This window comes from Desulfosporosinus burensis (assembly GCF_054657535.1).
The window spans coordinates 48,247-71,028 of sequence record NZ_BAAHYN010000020.1 but is presented as its reverse complement, the minus strand read 5'-3'; the positions used below and the strand labels follow the sequence as shown (position 1 = coordinate 71,028).

Genomic DNA, 22,782 nt, shown 5'->3' with positions numbered 1-22,782 from the left:
ATCCTTAAGCCTCCTTGACAGGCGCTAGAGTTTGACGTCTGCGCCAGCGTTTTTGTACCATTTGCACAATATTCTTAGTGGCAATTAAGAATATGATGATTCCAGAAATGACATCGGTCAAATGTGCAGGTACTCCTGAAACCAATTGCATGGATTGCCCACCCGTCGATAAAGCGGCAAAGAAAATTGAAGTGAGGATTACAGCAAAGGGATTATTATTAGCGAGTATGGCTACCACAATGGCCGTAAAGCCATATCCTGAAGAGAAGCTATCATAGAGACGATGTTGAACACCAAGCATTTGAACTGCTCCCGCTAAACCTGCTAACATTCCGCTGATAAATAACGCTAAGACCAAATGAAACGATACATTTATGCCGGCATACTTTGCCGCCCGTGCATTTAAGCCTACGGCCCTTAATCGATAGCCCAAGGTCGTCTTATAGAGCAACCAATAAACAATCACACACGCTACTAAAGCAATCACTAACCCCCATGATAGTTGCGTACGCTCAATGAGCTTACCTAGCGTCGCAGAGGGAAGAATAACCGGGGATTGAGGTACAAAGCCCGGCTGCATCATGGGGCCGTTCTCAAGCATGTAGTGACTGAGAAAGATAGCAATGTAACTCATCATCATCGTAGTAATGACTTCATGAGCGCCCACAAAGGCCTTTGCTAGCCCGGGAATTATGCCAGCCCAAAGTCCTGCTGCTAACATCCCCACAAGAATCGATAATGAAATATGTAAGATCGGAGGAAGACCGTGCACAGTATAGCCAATCCAGACTGCTGCCATACTTCCGATCCAGTACTGACCTTCTGCTCCGATGTTAAACAAACCTGCCTTGAAAGCGACGGCGACTCCTAAGCCCGAGAGAATTAAGGGAATAGCATTGGCCAAGGTGTTCGATAAGTTTACGGTTGAGCCAAACGCTCCTGAAAAGAGCGCTCCATAAGCTGTCAGTGGATTATGGCCTGTGATAAGCATGACACATGCACCGATCAGGATTGCTATAATAATCGCTACAAACGGGGTAACCAATTTTTCAATTATGTTTTTCATAGTCTACCCCCATTCCAGAATCTACACCCGTCATAAGTAAACCAAGCTGTTCGCGGGTTACCTGTCCGCCTGGAAGGATCCCCATCAGTCGACCAGCATGGAATACCCCAATCCGGTCTGACAAGGACATAATCTCATCTAATTCCAAAGAGACTAGGAGTATTGCTTTGCCTTCAGTCCGCAACTCTAAGAGTTTGTTATGAATAAACTGTATCGCACCCACATCTAACCCTCTGGTTGGTTGGGCAGCTATCAGTAATTCGGGGTTACGGGAAACCTCACGAGCTAAAATCACCTTTTGTTGGTTGCCACCGGATAAATTTTGGACTTGAGCATGAATTTGTCGCGGCCTTACATCAAAAGCTTCTGATAAGCGCCTCGCATAATCCTCAATGGGTTTGGTTTGCATCTGACCGCGTCGGGCAAAGGGGGGTTTATAGAAGTCTCGCAGGACAAAGTTTTCAGTTACTTCGAAATCCATCACGAGGCCATCTAATTGACGATCTTGCGGAATATAAGCAATCCCTGCATTGGTTCTGTGTTGTACAGAAGTGGAAGTAATGTCCTTTCCTAAGAGACGGATCTGCCCACTTTTACAGGGCAATAACCCAGTAATTGCTTCCACAAGTTCGAATTGTCCATTCCCATCGATCCCTGCCAAACCAAAGATTTCTCCACGGTGAATTTTAATGCTTACCTTTTTGACTTTCTCATTACGACCAGAGGATACTACGATGTCTTCGAGTTCTAAAACTGGTCCACCAAGCCTCTGAGGGGATTTGGAGACCTGAAGCACAACTTCACGACCAACCATCAAATTGGCAAGTTCCTGAGGAGTCGTTGACTTCGTTTCGACGGTATTGACAGTCTTTCCCGCTCGCATAACGGTGACGCGATCTGAAATCCGCTTCACTTCGTCAAGCTTATGGCTAATGAAAATGATTGGAATGCCCTGGGAGCGAAGACGTTCCATAACTAGAATTAATTCTTCAACCTCTTGGGGAGTAAGCATAGCGGTGGGCTCATCTAAAATAAGTAACTTAGCATTACGATAGAAGACTTTTAAAATTTCAACTCGCTGTTGAAGTCCAACGGTTAGATCCCCTACTTTTGCATTAGGATCAATATCCATATGATACTGCTTGGCAAGTTGGCGAACAATCTCTACATTTTCCTGGCGTCGATAATGAATTCTACCCGGTTCCCTACCGAGGACAACGTTTTCTGCGACAGTTAAAGCCGGGATTAGCATGAAGTGCTGATGCACCATTCCAATTCCAGCTTCTATGGCCTGGCGGGGACTTGCAAAGTTGAGCTCCTGATCATTAAGCCGAATACTTCCCGAATCTGGTTTATAAAGTCCATAGATGATTTTTACAAGCGTGGATTTACCAGCACCATTCTCCCCTAGAATTGCATGTATTTCTCCTTCGCGTACAGTAAGATTCACATGATCGTTGGCGAGAACTCCTGGAAACGATTTCGTGATTTCTTTAACTTCTAGACTGGTACGCATAGTCCCCTCCATTAAGAAATGGATTGCCCATAATGATTATGAAGCAATCCACTTTTCATTACGTTCAACGAGCTAATGATTTAGTAACCTGCTGGCATTACGCTAGTAACGTTAATTTTTCCGTCTTTAATTTGCTTTGCTGCCTCGTTAACCTTATCTACAACGTCTTTAGGCACTACCTTGATTGGGGTTGCAAACCCTACTCCGTTATTACTTAAATCAAAAAATACGTCTCCGCTTTTGAACTTATTATCCTTAACGCTTTTAATGATATCAAAGGTGGCCACATCCATACCCTTTAAGGCACTGGTCAGCACATTTTCTGGTGCTAAGTAGTTTTGATCCGCATCTACTCCGATAGCATAGACATTCTTTTGTTTGGCTGCATCGATTACGCCTGTTCCAGTTCCACCGGCAATATGGAAAACAATATCCGCACCACCAGCGATTTGAGAAAGCGCCGTTTGTTTACCAAGAGCTGGATCATCAAACTTATTTGTGTATTTTAAGTTAATCTTGATCTCTGGGTTTACGCTCTTAGCTCCTTGAATAAAGCCAGCAATGTAATCGTTAACGGGAGGAATCGCCATTCCACCGACAAGACCCACCGTGTTTTTACCTAAAGCATTCGGGATTCCGGGAGTTTTCTCCAGTAAGCCAGCCATTACACCGACCAAGTAACCACACTGTTCAGTTTTAAACATTGCGGAAGCAACATTGGGGCGATCAGTAATGGATGAGTCAATAATCATAAATTTAGTATCCGGATAATCCTTGGAAACCTTCAACACTGCATCATGCATCAAAAAACCAACCGCAATAACTAAGTTATACTTATCTTGGGCAAAACGACTAAGATTAGTTTCGTAATCAGTCATTTGTTTAGACTCAACGACAGCCTTTTTAATACCTAGTTCCTTTTCCGCTTGCTCTAGACCTTTGTTGGCCAGAAAATTAAAACTGTGATCGTTTAGTCCACCCACATCCGTAACTAAGCCCACTTTAAACTCAATTTTAGCTGGAGCCTCTGCTGCTTTAGGAGCTTCGGCTGTTGGAGCAGCTGCCTTATTGGTGCATCCGACCAAGGAAACTGCCAAAATAAGTATTAGTGCTAAAAATCCAATAAACCTAGATTTTCTCATAAATTCCCCTCCACTTTTTTTCTTCTTTATTCTCGTGCAATAGTTGATTAACTTGGAACTCTGTTCACCCTCCCCTCTTAGGTTGTAGGACCTCGAACAGCTTAACTGTGTTAAGTTTAGCAAGTATTCAGACTAGGGTCAAGAGATATATTTATCCACCATATTATGTAGCATATGGCTAGCATCCTAAGAGTATGTTGAAAATTTGGGATGTCTACAAACTATTTGTACACAAAGCGAAACAGGCAGCGTACGTTCCACTGCCTGCTCCACCTTGTCCACTATCCCCTTGGAAGGTTCCCCAACCTTCCATTTACAATTTTACATGATCCAAGTTCCCTTCGCAAGTATTTGTATCGTTCATTAACAAGTTTTGTACAGAAGATCTAGCTGGTGAAGAGAACGTTCTCTAGATTGGTATTGATTATGGATAAACTTGCCGAGAACTCCTATCTGTATTATTATAGTATAAAAATATTTAATAAAATAATTCTCTATTCATGCCAATGCTCAGGCGCAGCATGCTCTGAATGATTTGACTACAAGAGATTCTGAATCGTCCCTAATCGGATCGAACAGACCTTTATAGAATGCATACGAAGGAGACTGAAATATGAATAAAATGGGCTATTTAGGACCCAAGGGAAGTTTTTCCGAGGAGGCAATCCATTTATTTATAGCCACTCACCCTGAATTCAGCGCAGCCCCCCCCGAGCTTGTACCATTCACTACCATACCACGCCTACTCATGGCTTGTAATGATATGGAAATAGCTTGGGCTTTTGTCCCTTTAGAGAATTCCACTGAAGGGCAAGTGGGCGTGACCATGGACACCCTAGGCCAGACGGAGCATATCTTCATCACCCATGAATTCGTGCATCCGATTGACCAATGCCTTTTAGCGCACGAACGAATGCCGCTTGATCAGATTGAAAGGGTGTATTCTCATGAACAGGCCATTGGACAATGCCGAGATTTTCTTGAGAAGCACCTCCCCAATGCTCAGCAGATCACTTGTTTAAGCACTGCTGAAGCAGCCCATAAGATTTCTTCAATCCGTGAAAATTGGGCAGCAATCGGACCACGTCGAGCCGCTCACCTCTATAACCTCCACTTGCTTCAAGAACGGATTCAGGATGTCACACTAAATGCCACACGCTTCGTACTTGTCGGTCATAAACTAGCTGAAATGTCCGGTGGAGACGATAAGACCTCTTTACTAGTCATTACAGAAAATACACCTGGCTCACTATATCGGATTTTAGGGGAATTTAGTAAACGGCATATTAATCTCAGCCGCATCGAATCTCGTCCCTCTAAAAGAAAACTAGGAGAATACGTTTTCTTTGTTGATGTCGACGGCTATGTCTTTGCTCCCCCCATCCAAGATGTCCTCTGGGCACTCAAAGAGGAAAAGACCTTTGTCAAATTATTAGGCTCCTATCCTAAAGCACTTCCAGACGAACGAATTTTTTAAGGAGAGAGGATAAATCCTCTCTCCCTTTTTAAAAGTCCAACTGAACTCATAAATCTGCTCACCGAAAACCTTCCCAACTCTAACCCCCATCGACCCCTTCCCCCAAAAACTCGCCCAGCACATTTGTGTCAAGACACAAACAGCGCCTGCCGCCCATGCGTTCCAGCCCCCGTGGACCCCAAGCCAGAGGAAGTTTCTTAGCTTAGGGAGCACGATTAGTGGAATTGCGTCAATGAGCGCAGAGGATATGGCGTTAAGAAACTCAACGGTTCACATGCGCCGGCACAGGACGTGCCAAGTGTCGAATGCGCCAAGGACGGCATAGCATTCGACCAGAAAGCCCAGAGGTTTTGAGTTTTAGACATATCCTCAAGTGAATAGCAATGGAACGTTGTGCGAGTGGGCTAAGACACTTCCTCCCACTTCCTCCTACGCAAACATCCTCTGTATTAACTCCGCAATCTCTTCCGGCTCACACTTAGCCACCGTTTTTGCTGACTTCTGATCCAACCCTTGAAGCCCTACGGGAATTTGCCATCCAGTCAACTGGCTTAGACGCTCTAGGGCCTCCCACTCATCCCCAGAGCTTTCTCCTTCCAAACTCGCTAAAACGTTGACTGCGAATTTAAAGGGGCTTGCTGTAGAAGCAATCACAGTATAAGTTTGATCCTTAGTCGCTGCAAGATAGTCCTTATAGACTTTCAACCCTACGGCTGTATGAGGGTCAAATACGTACTGATAGGTTCGATAACTATGGGCAATAGTCTCTAGGGTTTCCTCCTCACTTGTCCATCCAGCGTAGACGGTTTCTTGGCAATGTTTTAAAGTATCTGGGTCTACAGTAAACATCCCTTGGTTGCTCGAATCATACCAACTCCGGACTCGCTCCGCATTTCTATGACTCATCTCATACAGAAAACGTTCAAAGTTACTGGATATTAAAATATCCATCGAAGGCGAGATCGTTTGAAAAAATGCTCGCTTACTTTGATAAACCCCTGTGGCAAAGAAATCAGACAGGACATTATTCTGGTTTGAAGCACTAATAATTTGCCCTATCGGAAGCCCCATGCGTTTAGCATAATACGCGGCTAATAAATTGCCGAAATTCCCAGTAGGAACCACGACATTCATTTTACCTTCAGGTGATATTTTCCCCTGCTCTACGGCCTGTAAATAAGCCCAAAAGTAATAGACGATTTGGGGAAGAAGCCGTCCCCAATTAATCGAATTAGCCGAAGAAAAAGTCAACTGTTTCTTTTCAAATTCTGCCTTTATTGAATCTGAAGCAAAAATCCGCTTCACGGCAGTTTGGCACTCGTCAAAGTTTCCATTCACAGCAACTACATGGGTATTCGACCCTTCTGTCGTACTCATCTGTCGCTCTTGAACCGCACTTACGCCGCCTGCGGGGTAAAAGACAACAATATGTATGCCTTCTCTGTTTTTGAAGCCTTCTAAGGCTGCTTTGCCTGTATCACCGGATGTAGCTACCAGAATTAATACTTCAGCCTTAGAATCCAATCGAGTAAGACTTACTTTCAATAAGTCGGGTAATACCTGTAACGCCATATCTTTAAAAGCAGCTGTAGGCCCGTGCCAAAGCTCCAGTACTCCAAAATCCCCTACGGATACCAACGGGGCTGGGTTCGCTCCCTCAAACGTGCCATCAGAATAAACGTTCACTATTTCCGAGAGTTCTGATTCGGTGAAATCAGGTAAATAAGGGGCCATGACGCGAAAAGCGACATCTGGATAAGCTAACCCCTGTAGGTCCTGCCAATTCAAGGCGGGAAACGTTGAAGGAACAAAGAGTCCCCCGTTTGGTACCATTCCTAAGGCAATCGCCTGAGATGCTATTTGACCCGAAAGATTCCCGCGTGTGCTTTCGTACATATATTTCCCTCCTTGTATTATCTTGGTATAATAGATTTGGTATAATCCATTAAATACATTCGCTGATTATTCGCCGTGTTAGGACAAATTTCCTTCCTATGGGAGAAGTCAGTCAATTCACGATTCGTAAACTAGGCTTAATTCCAGAGTTATTTTAGAGGGAAGTAACTATTAGTCAGCGAATATTTAGGCATCCTAAAAATTTTGAAAGGCGGACACAAATGTCAGATTACACAATCCGTAGATATCGCCAAAGTCTGATCCTTGGACTCATAGGGGTGGTCAAAGAGCTTTTTCCAGAGGAACAACTAAAGATTACGCACTCGATTCTTGATGGTGTGTATTGTGAGCTCGAAGACTCCTTGTTATCTTCAAGAGAAGTCCAAAAAATTGAGGATCTTCTAAAAGAGTGGGTTATCGCAGACCAACCGATCTCCTATGCGTCTGGAAGTAATCATTTATTTAATTGTAGTTTGAATAATCGAGACGTATGCGACGCCCTATACCCGCCGTTTGAGAGTTCTGGCAGCTTGAAATACTTTCAGCTCATCCATTACCCACCTGGTTTTATTCTGCACTTTCCCAATGCCAATCATCCAGAATTAATTTCCCCCTTTGTACCTCCTGAACAACTTTCGGCAACGTATTCTGAGACCCAACGCTGGTTAGAAAATCTACACCTTTCTAAAGTCCAAGACGTTAATACCATTATCTCCGAAAATTCTTCTCCAGATTTGATCTATTTGGCGGAGGCCTTACATGAAAAGAAAATATCGTCTATTGCGGATAAAATCTTTGATCAGAGGCGCAATGTCCGTGTCATTCTAATATCTGGTCCAACATCTTCTGGTAAAACGACCTTTGCCCAACGGCTATCGACACAACTTCGTGTCAATGGGCTCCGTCCAGTGGCTCTTTCCCTCGACAATTACTTCCTCCCACGTGAACAAACTCCCCTTGACGCCTTCGGCCAATACGATTTCGAATGCTTAGAAGCTCTTGATTTACCACTACTCGCTAGTCACTTAAATACCCTGATTTGCGGCTCCGAAGTAGAAACGCCGGTCTTTGATTTTGTGTGCGGTGGGCGTTGTCCCACTGGTAAGCCCATGCGCCTGAGTTCCAATGAAATCCTGGTTATTGAAGGCATCCATGCCCTTAATCCTCGTCTGCTGCCTTCATTAGATCGCAACCAAATGTTTAAGATCTATATCAGCGCCCTTTTCCAACTTAATCTTGATGTCTACAATCGGGTTTCGACGACCGACGTCCGACTTATTCGTCGGCTCGTAAGAGACAATCAATTCCGCGGGATAAACCCTGAACGAACCCTAGCACAATGGGACAGTGTCCGAAGAGGTGAAAATCATAATATCTTCCCTTATCAAGAAGAAGCGGATGTGATGTTCAATTCTAGCCTCTTATACGAACTTAATGCACTTCGTCCTAGCGCCGAAGAATTACTAAAATCTGTTCCCCGGGAGAGTCCTAATTATAAAACAGCGATTCACCTCTTAACTCTCCTATCATTCTTTAACCCATTAGACACTTCGACAGTCCCCTTTAACTCAATTTTGAGAGAATTCATGGGAGGAAGTGCCTATCAAGTCTAATCTAAACCTTTCTTGTTCGCTAAGCTAAATAAGCAAAGCACGAAGTTACTCACTTCGTGCTTTTGCTATCAAGTGAATGCTTCACTAAACTATTTATCAATAGCAAGGACTCCTGCTTTTGAGTAGTTCTCCTTAGACATGTCACGAATGATAATCGATACACTTTCCGCAGGTGCCCCGATGGATTCTACAATGGCTTGGGTTACTTTCTCTGCGAGTAACCGCTTCTGTTCAATAGTGCGGCCTTCTAATAACTCAACTTGTACGATTGGCATTGGTTCACCTCCCTCCAAAAATATTCAGTCCTCTAAATTTTCGTCAGGTATATCCGTCTGCTTCAACAATTCTGGAGAAGTCTCAGAAATAGAGAAGGTAAACATACGACGCTCAGCAAGTTGATGAATTTGTTCCGGTTGCTTGATAAGTTGATCCTTTTCCGAGCGCACGCATTTTTTTATGGCATACTCTAGCCTAAGTGCATCACTCCAGGAATCAACCTCCCAGGCTTGAGCCAAAGAAACTGGTAGATGTGCTGCTGTATATTTTGCCCCGTTGCGTCCCTTATACCCCCGGTTATGTTCTCGCACTCTTCGTTTAAGGTCGGTTGTTGCACCCGTGTAAATCGTATTGTTACCACAACGAGCAAGGTAAACCCAATATCCCATAGCTTAATCTTCTGGCCAAAATTCTAATACCGGCTTACTTAACAAAAGACCTTGTTCAAAACAAGAATCTAAATATTTCTTCAGCCCCGATGTATAAGTATGATCTAAACCATAATTGAACTGAGAAAAATAGTCTCTCCAGAATTCACCTGATCCCCCCAGCATGGTTTGACACGTCTTTACGATGTCATTCATATTGCCTAGTGCCTGTTCTTTAGCGTCAAGGAGCAAACGATAGACACTCCTAATCTCTTCCCCACGCTCAAATATGAGTTTTCTAGGAAAAGCCCAAACAGCATAGGTCATGGAAAACCCGGTGTGCTTATACCATTCTTCACCCAGATCGTAGACATAGCAAGAAGGACTTTTGAGAGCTTCTTGAATTGCCGCATCTCCGATCAGGAGCGCCGCGTCCGCCATGTCAAACATCCCCGGAAGATCAGAGTGCATCGTTAAATAGCGCGGTGCAACTTCATAATAATGGTGCAACAAAATCTTTGTCAGATTCACTGAGGTTGCCGATGTATCCGTTAAGGCAACTGTCAATCCATCCAAGGCCTTCAATTCAACTTTCGAGAATAAAAGGATGGATCCTACCCGCCCTCTTGTCGAGACGGAAAGGTTTGGCAAGATCGCATAATCCTGCCAATGCTCTCCATAAGAAAAGGCACTAATGGGTGCCATGTCAATCCGTCCATCAGCCAACATAGCATTATGCCCCGTTGGTTCTGCCGTAATCGACTCCAGCAAAGGATGCTCTCTCGATAAAAAATGGAACATTGGCAACATATTAGTATTTGGATTATGTCCAATGCGAATCATACGCCTACCCCCATGTATACAGTCATTGGCTGGGAAAACTCCTTTTCCAACGCTTAAACTATCTTTATTTTATGATATTGCGCAATTCCCCGATTGATTGAATTTTAACAATCACTTCATCACCAGGTTGCATAGGACCTACTCCTTCTGGAGTACCTGTCAGCACCACATCCCCAGGATAGAGGGTCATCACTTGAGAAATAAAGCTCACGAGTTTTGGTATGGAATTAATAAAATTCTGGGTGTTGGAAGACTGTTTAACTTTACCATTTAGAAATAACTGTATATCTAGATTACTCGGATCGATATCCGTCACGACCCAAGGACCGATTGGGCAGAACGTATCAAATGATTTCCCACGGGTCCACTGGCCATCCTTCTTTTGCAGATCCCTAGCAGTGACATCATTAGCACACGCATACCCAAAGATTGCCTTTGAGGCCTCTTCTTCTGAAGCATCTTTGATGATTGCTCCGATTATGACAGCTAATTCTGCTTCATAGTCCACACGTTGACTGATCTTGGGGTAGATAATCTCAGCATCTGGACCAATCACACTAGTAGGTGGCTTAATGAAAATCACAGGATCTTCAGGTAACGAATGATTTAATTCTTTGGCATGTAACGCGTAATTAAGACCAACACAGACCACTTTGCTTGGCTCTACAGGAGCAAGTAGGCTAACTTGATCTAAGGGCAACCAGGCATCGATTAGTTTGCTTTGGGGGTCAAGAAATGATCCATTAATCAGGTGCACCTTCTCCCCTTCGACAAGACCATACCCAATTTCCTTTTCATGATTCGTAAAGCGAACGTATTTCACGAAAATCATCCTTTCATTCTAAATGGTAATATCTAACTCTTTTGTCTGATAGGTCTTACAAACTTGAGCCAGCGGACATTCCTCACAAAGCGGTTTCCGCGCACTACAAATCCGTCTACCCTGAAAAATCAGAAGATGATGGACTAAGGACCATCTATCTTGGGGGAAAATTCGACTTAGTTCTTGCTCGACTTTTTCTGGTGTCTTACCATTAGCAATCCCAATACGATGTGCTACTCGGAAAACATGAGTATCTACCGCGATTGCAGGTATGCCAAAGGCATTGCTGACAACAACATTGGCCGTTTTACGTCCTACCCCCGGAAGTCCTCTCAATAGCTCTAGATCAGCAGGTACCCGTCCTTCATAGTCCTCAACCAGCACCTTGCAAGCTGCTAGAATATTTTTTGCTTTGTTATGAAAGAGTCCCAGAGAACGTATTTTATCTTCGAGTTGAGTTTGGCCTAAACGGAGGATCCCCTCTGGAGTATTCACTTCAGCAAACAGGGACGCAGTCACTAGGTTTACTCTCTCATCAGTACACTGAGCAGATAGAATCGTCGCTATTAGTAATTCAAAGGGCGTATGATACACTAACTCACAGCGAGCATCAGGAAACCTCTCTTGCAAAGCATCAAAAATATATTGCGAGACTGACTCATCGGAACGAATCTGCGTCATGCTTGAACCCTCCGCTGTCTAACCTAAAACTTCCTGAATAAAGATGGTGCGTTTTTCCACCATGTTATATTCTTTTATGGTATTTTCGCCAAATTGTGACTCATCAAAAACACGTACAATCGGGCGAGCAGGCATGCTTAAATTTTGATCCACCACAACCCCAATCTCGCCAGTGTTTAGTCGCACGGTTATCCCGGTCGGATAGGCTGCAATATTCTTCAGAAATAGACGGACCATCTCTAAAGGATAGAGTGTACCTGCCAGACCCATTAGAATTTCGCACGCTTCATGGGGCATTATGCGCTTCACGTCATTATGGTCGGATGTGAACTTATCATAAAGATCAGCAATCCCCACAATCTGTGCTAAAGGGTGGATTTCGCCCTCTTTTAAACGCCTTGGATAGCCTGTTCCATTCATATGCTCATGATGCTGAAAAGCAATGTGAGCAACTGCTAAATTAAGGTCTTTTCGTTTGCGGAGATCTTCAAATCCCAGTGTTGTATGTGTTTTTAGGAGCTCCACTTCCTCTGAAGTATGATCCTCGGTTTTAGTTATCAGCTTAGGATCCAGTTGTAGCTTTCCAAAATCATGAAGTATAGCTCCTATAGCTAGGGTTTCAAGTTTTTCACGATCGAATAACAGGGCCTTCCCTAATACCGTCGAAAGAACACATACATTGACAGAGTGGGCAAACATCTGATTATCTATGCTACGCATATCCATCATATTTACTAGAATATCCTTTTTGAACAAGATCTCTTCGACAATTTTTTTGATAATATTCTTTAAGTCAAAGTCGTTAAGATTTCTTCCTAATCGGACAGACCTCGTACTTTTCTCTAGAAACTCCATGGCTTCGCGACGATGTTCCTCACTGATAACGTCTTCAACAATGACATCATCAAAACGATCATCTTCAATGTACAGAATTGAGAGACCCATTTCTTTTAATTTTGCTATAAACAACGGAGTTAGTTTAACCCCTTTTCCTAACAGGATTCTGCCAGAACTGGAAAAGATGGTTTTTCCTAATACATCTCCTATCGTTAACGAGTGAACACTTACTTGCCGCACTTGGAGATTTGCTCCTTCCTATTTGAAGCATCTTCATTACTATTACCATAATATCATACAAACCTATAGGATTATTAAATTATTTCTCAGTTTCTTATTCTATGAGATGACGTAAACGTTACTTGAGAGTATAATCAATAGGCAAATAAAATAGAATGAGGTATTTTTAAAATGTGGTTTGAACTTTTCCTGATCTGCACCCTAGGCTTTATAGCTGCGACAGTCGACGCAATTGCCGGAGGCGGTGGACTTATTAGCCTACCCGCATTACTGATGGTGGGTGTTCCCCCTCATCTTGCACTTGGTACCAATAAATTTGCAGCTTCCATGGCCTCTTTAAACAGTTCCGTTACGTTTGCACGTTCTGGAAAAGTGAACTTTTCACTTGTAAAGTGGCAAATTCCGTGTACATTGATAGGTGCTTTTCTGGGCGCTTGGGCAGTTCTCAGTGTAAGCTCAGCTTTTTTAAACAAAGCGGTCTTAGTCCTGATCTTAATTGTAGGAATTTACACCCTGCTACATAAAAACTTAGGGATGGAAAATCAATTCAAAGGACTGGATTTTCCAAAAATTGTTTTAGGATGTCTTTTTGCCTTGGCGTTAGGGTTTTATGACGGATTTTTCGGCCCTGGAACAGGGTCCTTCTTAATCTTTTCGTTTATCGCTCTCTATGGCTTCGACTTTGTCGTTGCTTCTGCAAATTCTAAAGTTTTAAATTTTACAAGCAACATTGCCTCTCTACTCCTCTTCGCCTGGCATGGAAAGATTGACTTTTTTTATGGCATCCCCATGGCCCTATTCATGATCATAGGTTCCTATGTAGGAACCAAACTAGCAATACGACGAGGTGCTCAACTAGTTAAACCAATCTTTATCATTATGTCTCTTTTAGTTGCCGCAAAACTTATTTATCAGTCTATATAACCTGCATTCCCGAGAACCCCTAACGAGGATTCGACACTAACAGCCTCTAAAGCCGCATAAACACTGGATTTCTTCGAAATTTTACTTGAATTATTCCTCGTTATGTGATATTATATACATAACGAGGATGTGATTTAAATGGCAGCAATCGTATATCAAACGGACAAGCGCTCAGGCATAACCTACGCATATGAATCGGTTTCCTTCTGGGATAAGAATAAAAAACAGTCCCGCGCAAAACGAAAGTTAATCGGTCGTTTTGACAAGGAATCCGGACAGATCATACCAACAGATGGTCGGTGTAAACCAAAAGATGATGCTACTTCAATGCCTAAAAGGGGGCCAGTGCCGACACTAGAAACAGCAAGATGCTTTTATGGTGCTACATATTTGTTTGATGCCATCGGCGAGAAACTTGGTATCGCCCAGGATCTGAAGCAGTGTTTCCCCAATACTTATAAGCAGATTCTATCCATTGCTTACTATCTGATTCTTGAGGAGAATAATCCGTTGTTTCGTTTCGAGAAATGGAGCAATCTGCACAAGCACCCCTATGGTAAGGATATTTCGTCACAAAGGAGCAGCGAATTATTTGCATCCATCACCGAAGATGATAAAACCAGCTTCTTCAAGCTCCAGGGGAAACGTAGAATCGACAAAGAGTTTTGGGCCTATGATACAACAACCATATCCAGTCATTCAGAGCTGTTGCGTCAGGTGCAGTACGGAAAGAACAAAGAAAATGATCCGTTGCCGCAGTTTAATCTGGCACTGGTTTTTGGTGAAGAATCCAATCTGCCATTCTATTATCGTAAACTGGCCGGAAACATCCCGGATTCCAAGACGGTTAAAAATCTGCTGTTTGACTTGAATGTTTTGGGATTTTCGAAAACGAAGCTTGTTATGGATCGCGGCTTTTACAGCGAAGAAAATATAAATGGTCTTTTGAAGGAACATGTCAAATTTCTGATGGCTGCAAAAATATCCCTTACTTTTGTACGAAAAGAATTGGATGCCATCTATGACGGATTTCGTAGTTTCGAGCATTTCAGCGAGAAGTATGAACTGTATGCTCAGACGGTTCAGTCCGAATGGCAGTACACGCAGGCCCGCCCTTACAAAGGCGATACCCTCAAGGATACCAAACGAATGTACATCCACTTATACTACAACCTAGACAAAGCCACTGAGGACGAAAAAAGCTTTGACCGTAAACTGCTTGCAATGCGCAGTGAACTGAAATCTGGAAAAAGAATTCCTGAACACGAAAAACAGTACGCGAAGTACTTCGAGGTCAAGACAACACCAAAACGTGGAACAACCGTTACAGTTAAGGAAGCAGCGGTAAAGGAAGCCAAGCGATATTATGGATTTTTTGCGATGATTAGTAATGAAAAAATGGATGCCATCACCGCACTTGAAATTTACCGCAACAAAGACGTTGTCGAAAAAGCCTTTGGGAATCTGAAGGAACGACTAAACATGCGCCGTACATTGGTATCATCCGAACAAAGCCTGGATGGAAAGCTCTTTATCGAGTTCATTGCACTTATTTATCTTTCATATATTAAAAAGCAGATGCAAGTGCATGATTTATTTAAAACCTATACATTACAAGGTGTCTTCGATAAGTTGGATGTCATTGAATGCTTTGAGAATCCCGGTCAAGAATTGCGTGTTGGTGAGGTTCTTGAGAAACAGAAGGCGCTTTATGCGGATTTAGGGGTTGCCCCGCCTGCCTCGTTATGAGATGGCGGGAATCCAGGATATAACCCTATATAACCCTCTAAACTAAATTACAGAAAATTGGCTATGAATCTTTGGCAAATAGATTGACCCCCTAGTAGACGGCTAACCTCAACTTTGCCTTCTATCGGGGAGTCTTCTATTTCGGATCCAAGTGCCAATCCACAGGACTTGTAGGATATCCCTCTGGATACTTAAGAACCGGGTGTTGATCATCTGCCAGTCCAAAGAGTCGTATTCTTAACCAGTTCTCCCCCGTTCGTGCACTGATTAATAGATACCCTTGCGTATCATTTCTAAAACGAAAATCAAGAAGACCATAGAAAACGGTGGCATCTTGTCCTTTTAACACGTAGGATATCGGTAAGGAATGCGTGTGTTTCTCTTCAATCGCCATATTTGCCTGGCGTACTGCTTGATAAAGAGTGCTTGAGTCTTGGCAGATGCCCCCTCCAAACTCTTTAATCATCGACTTATCTACAAAGACAACTGCAGGCAAGTAACCAGCAGCCTCTGTCCTTTCTCCCACAACCTCGTTGAAAGAAAATACTTCGCCCGGTGGTATTAAGTGATCATTGATCGCCTCCGCAGCTATTCGCACGTTTTGGGTGCGTGGCACATCCTGAGAATTGAAATACGTAGTGTAATCCCCTAGAATATCGTTAATTTTGGCTAAGTCAGCTGTACTGGGCTGTGCAGGAATTTCTCTGATAACAGCTTCTACCTGCTTGTGCTCATGCTCTTGAGAAATCTTCACCCAGTTCGCTTCAACATCCATTTCATGCCCTGATTTTCCTTCTGTCTTTTCTAATCGCCCAGACTTATATGCTATCGTTGCCTGAAGCATAGGTTGGTTAATAATCCCACTTATATCCTTCAACTGATCTATAGTCTCATCTCTGTCCATTCCGAGCTGATCCGTCGAAATGTCGTTTTTCGAACGTACTAAGCTACTCAGGTGATCTGCAATCTTAGAGCCAGTTGAACGTGGAAAAACTTGATCTAACCATTGTTCGATTACCTTATGCGTTTGTTCTGCTTTCAAGGGATAGACTTGATCTTTATAGGTGACAGAATTCGGAATTCTTTCTTTTAATTGAGCGGATACCTGATCCCTATTTAAACCAGAAAAGTCCAGCCCCCAAACAATCAAACCTGATGGAGCCCGATCATTCGTACTACCATAGGAAACAACGGTCCCAATAACGAGGGTAACACATAATTGCAATAACAAGGCGATCAAAAGAAATCCAGTTTTTTTCATATAGATTCATCCCATTGAGCTTTCTTAATTTTTTTGTAAATGGGAGGTTACTTCCATCAAGGTACTACGGGTAGTGATAAGAGTCACCATTTCAGGCGTAATAGTTTCTCCAGCCGTCAAAATGTCACCATTATCAAGAACAATGTTTTTTTCTACCTTTTTGCCGATGAAATATTGCAGTTGTCGTTGCTCAAATAAGTTAAAACCTGCTTCTGGTTCTCCGGAAGAATCAGCTCCCGTGGTGTGGTCCTGGATATCATCTGCCCTTGGGGTTGGTGCTGTTGAGTTAGAGGGCGTTTGAGACAGGTTTTCAGTGTTTTGATCAGGCATCTGACGATTTTGAAGCATTTGATCTCCTTCGATAATGAGTAATTCTTTGCCTAGTGTGATAATTTTTTCGGCACTAATTTCATTCATCTGACCCTCTGCTTCAAAAAGGCAAGCGGCAATACGACCTGTTTCCTCATCGATCAGTATTTCTTTAACTTCTCCAATGAGTTGACCCTTCTTAGTCAATACCTTTGTTCCTATAACACGGGTATCTTGCTTTAATAAATTTTGGGCATCGATATTTTGGGCGACATCTTGGATAACATTGGGATCCGCAATCGTAATTGCAAACGCTCCAAGACCAAGAACGTCGGCAAAAGGAATGACCTTCGCTCCAAAATAATCCGTAGGTTGATCAATAATCAAAAAATCTAAAGTTTTCTCCTGCGGATTAAGGACAAAATCTTTTACAACCCCAACTTGAGTTCCGTCCGAAATACTAATAATACGCAACCCTATAATTTCTTTAGTCGGCTTCATTCGTGAACAATCCCCCTTAGATTTAGTTCTTTGTAGATATTTTCTTTCGTCATCCAAGCTTCAAACTGATGACTTAGTTCGGAATTGAATAGCGGTATGTACCTTTTAACATACCCATCAAGCTGAGTTAGCGCGCATTTACGCTCGCCCAAATTGTTCCAAAGCCAATAACAATCCAGAATTAAATAAAAAGCAATGTCAGGCATAGGGTCAAGAGATAACGCTCGGAAAAAATAGGAGGCAGCCTGTTCAAAGTTGTCTGTATATTTAGCTTTAAATCCTAGATCAATCAGCTCATCGATGGACAGCTCATTGTCTATTCCCTTAGGGAATTGATCAACCGTTAATATGTGAACGGTCATATCCTTAGCATTACTAACTAGAACCTCTTGAGTTTCGTCTATAGACTCTTGTTCTTCTTGAGCTTCTACTATTCTCTCCTGCTCTTCCTGAGATTCTACAATTTTCTCCTGCTCTTCTTGAGGTTCTACTATTCTCTCCTGGATAACAGTGATTTCTTCTGATACGTTTTGTTCGAGGGTCATTACATTGATCTTTGACTTGTCCTTTCTAATTCGAATTTTTGGCCATAGTACCCCTGTGGAAATAAGGGCTAAAACGGACAAAATCCACCAATTTGCCCCTCCCATCCGAAGAGCCCAAGGGAACAATAAGACAGCACAACACAAAAAGAAGGCCATCAAAAATGCTCTCCTCTTGGTAATGCCAAATAGTTGGGCTTTCCAAGTCAAATACATTACAAATGGGATACTTCCAATAATGACGGTTATTTGATATGTCAGAATATAGGTCCTCCTTCATCCTGAACAGTCCTCTTAGAAAAAATTCGACAGAAGTCTCATTTCTCCTTCTTATTACAATTCCGATTTTCAGGATATTAATATGCATTTGTCAGTATTTCGAACAATTTCTTTGCAACTATAAAAATTATTGCGAAGGATAAATACAATTTAGGGAGAATACTATAAAGGTTCAAAACCTTTTCTTCCATACAAGATGATAACAGCCAGATACGGGGTGGGAGGCTTGTGCTATGTCAGATCCTAAAAACGACTCTATAGACATTACTGAGTTGTATGAGAGGATAAACGTCTTAGAAAACCAGCTTGAAGAAATCCGTTTACATTCACACGTCCTTTTAGATATTGCGCGTGCGCTTAATGCATCTCTTGATCCGAAGGTTATTGCTACTAATATAATCAGCGCAATCGTCTCTCTGATTAGTATTAATCAAGCGAGCGTTTGTCTATATAATGAAAAAAAACAAGACTTTGAGGTTATAGGAGTTTTCGACTCAGGAACTCTCTCTCCACGAATACCTCCCCAGCTTGATTTGTCGTTTCTCTTCAAGGTACTATCAGCAGGGGTTACGTATTATCGCTCCCCTACAGGTTGTCAAGATTGGGAATGGATCTGTTGCCTACCTCTTCAGAATGCACAACACAAAATTGGAACCATAAATATACATTCCCTCCGACAAACGGAGATCACTCCCGAACAAATGAATTTTTTAGAAACGATAGCAGGTCAAGCCGCTTCCGCTTTAGAAAATGCGCTTCTTTATGCCATTGTAGAACGTGAATCCATTACAGATGGACTTACAGGTGTGTATAACCACCGATACTTTCAAAAACGCTTGCAAGAACACATCTCACTCTGCCAACGTCGCAAGCGCTCAGTAACCTTTGGCTTACTTATCATAGATGTCGACAACTTTAAACAGTTTAATGACCGATATGGCCATCAATTTGGAGACACAGTACTTCAGACGATAGTAAGCGAACTCCAGCATAATTTAAGAGAAGAAGACCTGATTGCCCGGTATGGTGGAGAAGAGTTCGTCGTTCTTATACCAGAAGCCACCGAAAAAATCGTGTTACTAATCAGTGAGAAGATACGAGAAGTTGTGGAAAAAACTACGGTACATTATCCAAAAACAACCAGCGAGGTTTCTGTCACGGTGAGTATCGGCGTAACACTTTGGCACCCATCGGATTCTCCAGCATCTGTGATTTATAGGGCGGATCACGCCCTACATCAAGCCAAAACTACGGGCCGTAATCAAAGTGTCTTTAAGTAATTATCCTATCAACAGTCCTGCAAACTAAAAATTACACCCCTTCATCTATGAAGGGGTGTAATCATGTTTTTCTAGAAAGTATAGAATTCTGGAAAGGTTGCAATTCTATGCTTCAATAGCTCTGGGGTAAGCTCCTCCGTTTTTAGGGGAATTGACTGTTATTCTTATCAGTTGACAACACGATGCCGTGATTACTACAGCACACCCGCCAAGAAATCCTCCAATGATTAAGACTGGAATGAAAGCTAACATGAAATCACCCCCTTCATTTAGTATTCTTATATAAGTAATTGATTTGTTCTTTTTTTCACTTTGAAATCGAGTTTGTTCTTTATTTCACTTTTTAAATTATAACATGCCAAAATCTAAAAAGAAAGTGATTGTGTTCACTTTCTTAAAGTTCCACTCTTCATAATTTAATAAATTTTCAAATTCTTAAGAAAAGGCTTTATCTCCACTCGACTCCTAAGTTTTCATAGTTTACTTGCTTTCGAGTATAATTATCTATCCAATTGATGAATAAATCAGCTTCGTGTTCAGGGACATAGACATGCAGTTTTATGACTTCACAAAATTCCTCTCTTAGTATGGTCCAATTGTGTTGAACAAACTGATACTTAAGCATTTCAAACCATTCATAAGGCACACTCAACAAGAAACTCCGATAGGTTGAAATTCTTTTTAACTCAGTTTCATTAATAACTTGCCGAGCAGTTCCCCCATAAGCCCTGGACAGTCCCCCTGTTCCAAGCAGGATTCCGCCAAAATATCTCACCACTACTACCAACACATTCCAGACATTCCGATGTTGGAGGACATCTAGAATAGGACGTCCTCCCGTCCCTTGCGGCTCACCATCGTCCGAGGACTTCTCAATAAATCCATTATGCAATCGATAGGCATAAACGTAATGACGTGCATTGGGGTAATCTGTGTGAATTTTTCGCATTGACGTTTCAACTTGCGCCATCGTCTGTAGGGGAACTGCAACGCCGATGAATTGCGATTTTTCAATGACTTGGTCTCGAATAGTTATTTCAGATAACGTAAAAAATTCTTCCACATACACATCCCCTATTTTCGGTTTCGAGCTTTTGTTAGAAAAGACTCTACATCGATCACAACTCGTTCATGCTTTCCAGAGCCAATTTGTCCAACTTCATCACGTACTTCCACTGAAAAAGTGAGCCGACGACGGTCTATTTCAACTAATTCAGCTGTAGCAAAGACATTAGAACCCATAGGAGTTGCGGCTGAATGTACGATGTTTAAAGAAATACCGACACTTGATTGCCCATCAGGTAAAGTTAGGGCATTGACTGCAGCCTGTTCCATAAGCGCTACCATAGCTGGCGTGGCGAATACTTCTAAAGTTCCGCTACCCATAGCCTTGGCAGTATTTAATAAAGAAACCGTGGTTTGTGCCTGACCTTGCATCCCAACTAACAAATTCAACATCCAACACGTCCTTATCTTATTTATTAAACATATTATACAGGTTTATCACAAATATAAAAGCGTTGTGAACTTTTTTCACAACGCTATCTCTGATAGTTTGGCAGTGGGTAAGCTTAATACATTCCTGCGATCCAAAAGCCAATATAACCGACAACCAAAATCCCTACAATATGCAGAACCCACCATCCGGTACGAAAGGCTCCCCAAGTCCCTAAGTCGAGACGATCACGAAAATCTCCCATTTAATCACCTCATTTAATGATGAGCACCTTGAGATATTTCACTCAGTGCATCTCCCGCTTCATTGACATGGATTTTTTCAATAGCTAAGTCACCTAGGGCGACAATTCCTATGAGTTTCCCCTGTTCTACAACTGGTAGCCTTCGGATTTGGTATTTTGACATTAAACTTGCCGCCTCATGCACATCTTGATCAGCGGTCACAGTGATTAGCTTTGAGTTCATGACTTCTTTAGCAGTACGCTTTTCAATATTTTTGCCATCTGCAACTGCTTTTAAAACTATGTCCCGATCAGTAATAATACCAATGACTTTCTGAGCTTCACATATTGGAATTGAACCAATATCATTATTTTTCATCATTGTTGCTAACTCCACAACTGTGTTATTGGGGGTTGCACATTCAACAGAAGTAGTCATAACCTCACGAACTTTCATGTCCTAGAACCTCCTATACTATTTCATTCAACAAACAAAGATAGTATTGACAACTTTACAAAAATCATACATTGATTCTAATCCCTCAAGATAGAAACAGCTTTTTAGGGGCAGTCGGCCATTCAGGGTCAGCCTCGTTAGTTGCTATGAACTATAAAAACTCCCAAGCATCATCTTCAATCCGCCTGGAAGTCCTTATTTGTGTGACAATAATTAGTATAATTAGTATTAAGTTTGCTAATCGGGTTTAGTGCCAGAAACAATGGCAACAACCCCCCCAGCCAAATTATCGAATCGTGTTTCTACAAGGCCACACTCTGTAAAAATTCGTACCAATTCTTCCTGAGCCGGGAATTCCCGGGCCGAGTCATGTAAATATTGATAGGCACTTGCTTTTCTAGCCCAGATTTTGCCCATTAAGGGTATGAGTTTTTCAAAGTATAACCAATACGCTTGTTTAAATCCCGGGAAAGTTGGTTTAGCCATATCTAGGGATACAATCCTTCCTCCGGGCTTAACGGTACGTACCATTTCCTTTATACCCTGTCGTAAATCCGGTAAATTTCTCAATCCCCAACCTACTGTAGCACCATCAAACGTATTACTCGGAAAAGGAAGTTCCATTGCATTTCCTTGAATAAATTTAATTCTATCCCTGTTGGAGGATTGCTCCAAAGAACGTTTTGCTACATCCAGCATTTTATGTGAGAAATCTAAACCTGTAACCGTTCCTTCTACTCCAACTGTGCTTCCCAATTCCATAGAAAGTTGACCTGTACCACAGCATACATCCAGCATATGCATTCCTGGCTTTGCGCCAACCCTTTGAACTGCAATACGCCGCCATCGTTTATCCATTCCGAGACTCATTAGGCTATTCATGAAATCGTAATGACCAGCAATAGAATTGAAAGTTTCTTGCACATAGGTTGCTTTATCTTTACCTGCAAAATCCATAGTTAATCTCCCTATCCATGGTTCTTATTTTTGGTATAGTATAAACATTTTCTTAAATACTACGCG

At 42.3% G+C, this 22,782-nt stretch carries 24 protein-coding genes; 5 read left to right on the top strand and 19 right to left on the bottom strand.

Going from position 1 to position 22,782, the window contains the following annotated elements:
* Positions 1-4 precede the first annotated feature (4 nt).
* From ACYQ3Q_RS25655 to ACYQ3Q_RS25645, 3 genes are all read right to left on the bottom strand, one after another.
* Positions 5-1,066: an ABC transporter permease gene (locus tag ACYQ3Q_RS25655; protein WP_459931255.1), complete on the bottom strand. Its 1,062-nt coding sequence runs from the start codon at positions 1,064-1,066 to the stop codon at positions 5-7.
* Positions 1,050-2,582, bottom strand: coding sequence for an ABC transporter ATP-binding protein (locus ACYQ3Q_RS25650; RefSeq protein WP_459931254.1), 1,533 nt, complete (start codon positions 2,580-2,582; stop codon positions 1,050-1,052). Before ACYQ3Q_RS25650 ends, ACYQ3Q_RS25655 begins: the two co-directional genes overlap by 17 nt.
* Positions 2,583-2,662: 80 nt before the next feature.
* Positions 2,663-3,724, bottom strand: coding sequence for a BMP family lipoprotein (locus tag ACYQ3Q_RS25645; RefSeq protein WP_459931253.1), 1,062 nt, complete (start codon positions 3,722-3,724; stop codon positions 2,663-2,665).
* 613 nt (positions 3,725-4,337) lie between these two features.
* Here ACYQ3Q_RS25645 and pheA point away from each other — a divergent pair.
* The gene (pheA, locus tag ACYQ3Q_RS25640; protein WP_459931252.1) at positions 4,338-5,201 is read left to right on the top strand and encodes a prephenate dehydratase; all 864 of its coding nucleotides are present in this window, start codon (positions 4,338-4,340) and stop codon (positions 5,199-5,201) included.
* A 429-nt stretch (positions 5,202-5,630) separates the two neighbouring features.
* Here pheA and thrC read toward each other — a convergent pair whose 3' ends face one another.
* Positions 5,631-7,097 carry a threonine synthase gene (gene thrC, locus ACYQ3Q_RS25635; protein ID WP_459931251.1) on the bottom strand — a complete coding sequence of 489 codons (1,467 nt, stop codon included), beginning with the start codon at positions 7,095-7,097 and terminating at the stop codon, positions 5,631-5,633.
* Between the two features lie 221 nt (positions 7,098-7,318).
* On the opposite strand from thrC, the gene ACYQ3Q_RS25630 reads away from it, so the two are divergent.
* Entirely contained in the window at positions 7,319-8,710 is a 1,392-nt protein-coding gene (locus ACYQ3Q_RS25630) for a uridine kinase family protein (protein WP_459931250.1), read from the top strand.
* 89 nt (positions 8,711-8,799) lie between these two features.
* On the opposite strand, the gene ACYQ3Q_RS25625 is transcribed toward ACYQ3Q_RS25630, so the two are convergent.
* The 6 genes from ACYQ3Q_RS25625 to ACYQ3Q_RS25600 form a co-directional block, all read right to left on the bottom strand.
* A complete protein-coding gene (locus ACYQ3Q_RS25625; RefSeq protein ID WP_034144599.1) occupies positions 8,800-8,985 on the bottom strand; it encodes a 2-hydroxymuconate tautomerase in 186 nt (61 codons plus the stop codon).
* Positions 8,986-9,009: 24 nt separating this feature from the next.
* Entirely contained in the window at positions 9,010-9,375 is a 366-nt protein-coding gene (locus ACYQ3Q_RS25620) for a GIY-YIG nuclease family protein (RefSeq protein ID WP_459931249.1), read from the bottom strand.
* Between the two features lie 3 nt (positions 9,376-9,378).
* On the bottom strand, positions 9,379-10,197 hold the full coding sequence (locus ACYQ3Q_RS25615) for a menaquinone biosynthetic enzyme MqnA/MqnD family protein (RefSeq protein ID WP_459931248.1): 819 nt from the start codon (positions 10,195-10,197) through the stop codon (positions 9,379-9,381).
* Positions 10,198-10,261: 64 nt separating this feature from the next.
* On the bottom strand, positions 10,262-11,020 hold the full coding sequence (locus ACYQ3Q_RS25610) for a fumarylacetoacetate hydrolase family protein (RefSeq protein WP_459931247.1): 759 nt from the start codon (positions 11,018-11,020) through the stop codon (positions 10,262-10,264).
* A gap of 18 nt (positions 11,021-11,038) precedes the next feature.
* Entirely contained in the window at positions 11,039-11,701 is a 663-nt protein-coding gene (gene nth / locus ACYQ3Q_RS25605) for an endonuclease III (protein WP_459931246.1), read from the bottom strand.
* An 18-nt stretch (positions 11,702-11,719) separates the two neighbouring features.
* A complete protein-coding gene (locus ACYQ3Q_RS25600; protein WP_459931245.1) occupies positions 11,720-12,778 on the bottom strand; it encodes an HD-GYP domain-containing protein in 1,059 nt (352 codons plus the stop codon).
* A gap of 171 nt (positions 12,779-12,949) precedes the next feature.
* Here ACYQ3Q_RS25600 and ACYQ3Q_RS25595 point away from each other — a divergent pair, with 171 nt between their 5' ends.
* Together ACYQ3Q_RS25595 and ACYQ3Q_RS25590 are read left to right on the top strand one after the other, a co-directional pair.
* The gene (locus tag ACYQ3Q_RS25595) at positions 12,950-13,702 is read left to right on the top strand and encodes a TSUP family transporter (protein ID WP_459931244.1); all 753 of its coding nucleotides are present in this window, start codon (positions 12,950-12,952) and stop codon (positions 13,700-13,702) included.
* 138 nt (positions 13,703-13,840) lie between these two features.
* Positions 13,841-15,451 (top strand): IS1634 family transposase, encoded by a 1,611-nt coding sequence (locus tag ACYQ3Q_RS25590; protein ID WP_459931243.1) that lies wholly within the window; start codon positions 13,841-13,843, stop codon positions 15,449-15,451.
* Positions 15,452-15,587: 136 nt separating this feature from the next.
* On the opposite strand, the gene ACYQ3Q_RS25585 is transcribed toward ACYQ3Q_RS25590, so the two are convergent.
* Genes ACYQ3Q_RS25585 through ACYQ3Q_RS25575 form a run of 3 tightly spaced genes read right to left on the bottom strand, consistent with a single transcriptional unit; the run spans position 15,588 to position 18,223 of the window.
* The gene (locus ACYQ3Q_RS25585) at positions 15,588-16,712 is read right to left on the bottom strand and encodes a VanW family protein (RefSeq protein WP_459931242.1); all 1,125 of its coding nucleotides are present in this window, start codon (positions 16,710-16,712) and stop codon (positions 15,588-15,590) included.
* A 24-nt stretch (positions 16,713-16,736) separates the two neighbouring features.
* A complete protein-coding gene (locus tag ACYQ3Q_RS25580) occupies positions 16,737-17,522 on the bottom strand; it encodes a PRC-barrel domain-containing protein (RefSeq protein WP_459931241.1) in 786 nt (261 codons plus the stop codon).
* Positions 17,519-18,223: a hypothetical protein gene (locus tag ACYQ3Q_RS25575; protein ID WP_459931240.1), complete on the bottom strand. Its 705-nt coding sequence runs from the start codon at positions 18,221-18,223 to the stop codon at positions 17,519-17,521. The genes ACYQ3Q_RS25580 and ACYQ3Q_RS25575 overlap by 4 nt, the downstream gene beginning before the upstream one ends.
* 353 nt (positions 18,224-18,576) lie before the next feature.
* Between ACYQ3Q_RS25575 and ACYQ3Q_RS25570 the strand changes: the two genes are divergently transcribed.
* Positions 18,577-19,623 carry a sensor domain-containing diguanylate cyclase gene (locus ACYQ3Q_RS25570; protein WP_459931239.1) on the top strand — a complete coding sequence of 349 codons (1,047 nt, stop codon included), beginning with the start codon at positions 18,577-18,579 and terminating at the stop codon, positions 19,621-19,623.
* Between the two features lie 105 nt (positions 19,624-19,728).
* On the opposite strand, the gene ACYQ3Q_RS25565 is transcribed toward ACYQ3Q_RS25570, so the two are convergent.
* The 6 genes from ACYQ3Q_RS25565 to ACYQ3Q_RS25540 all read right to left on the bottom strand — a co-directional run bounded on the left by ACYQ3Q_RS25565 (position 19,729) and on the right by ACYQ3Q_RS25540 (position 22,716).
* On the bottom strand, positions 19,729-19,875 hold the full coding sequence (locus ACYQ3Q_RS25565) for a hypothetical protein (RefSeq protein ID WP_459931238.1): 147 nt from the start codon (positions 19,873-19,875) through the stop codon (positions 19,729-19,731).
* Between the two features lie 196 nt (positions 19,876-20,071).
* Positions 20,072-20,686 carry an IMPACT family protein gene (locus ACYQ3Q_RS25560; RefSeq protein WP_459931237.1) on the bottom strand — a complete coding sequence of 205 codons (615 nt, stop codon included), beginning with the start codon at positions 20,684-20,686 and terminating at the stop codon, positions 20,072-20,074.
* 11 nt (positions 20,687-20,697) lie between these two features.
* Positions 20,698-21,081, bottom strand: a complete 384-nt coding sequence (locus tag ACYQ3Q_RS25555) for a thioesterase family protein (RefSeq protein WP_459931236.1) — start codon at positions 21,079-21,081, stop codon at positions 20,698-20,700.
* 113 nt (positions 21,082-21,194) lie between these two features.
* Positions 21,195-21,323 (bottom strand): hypothetical protein, encoded by a 129-nt coding sequence (locus ACYQ3Q_RS25550; protein ID WP_291299907.1) that lies wholly within the window; start codon positions 21,321-21,323, stop codon positions 21,195-21,197.
* Between the two features lie 13 nt (positions 21,324-21,336).
* Positions 21,337-21,759: a CBS domain-containing protein gene (locus ACYQ3Q_RS25545; protein WP_459931235.1), complete on the bottom strand. Its 423-nt coding sequence runs from the start codon at positions 21,757-21,759 to the stop codon at positions 21,337-21,339.
* Between the two features lie 237 nt (positions 21,760-21,996).
* The gene (locus ACYQ3Q_RS25540) at positions 21,997-22,716 is read right to left on the bottom strand and encodes a demethylmenaquinone methyltransferase (protein WP_459931234.1); all 720 of its coding nucleotides are present in this window, start codon (positions 22,714-22,716) and stop codon (positions 21,997-21,999) included.
* Between the last annotated feature and the right edge of the window lie 66 nt (positions 22,717-22,782).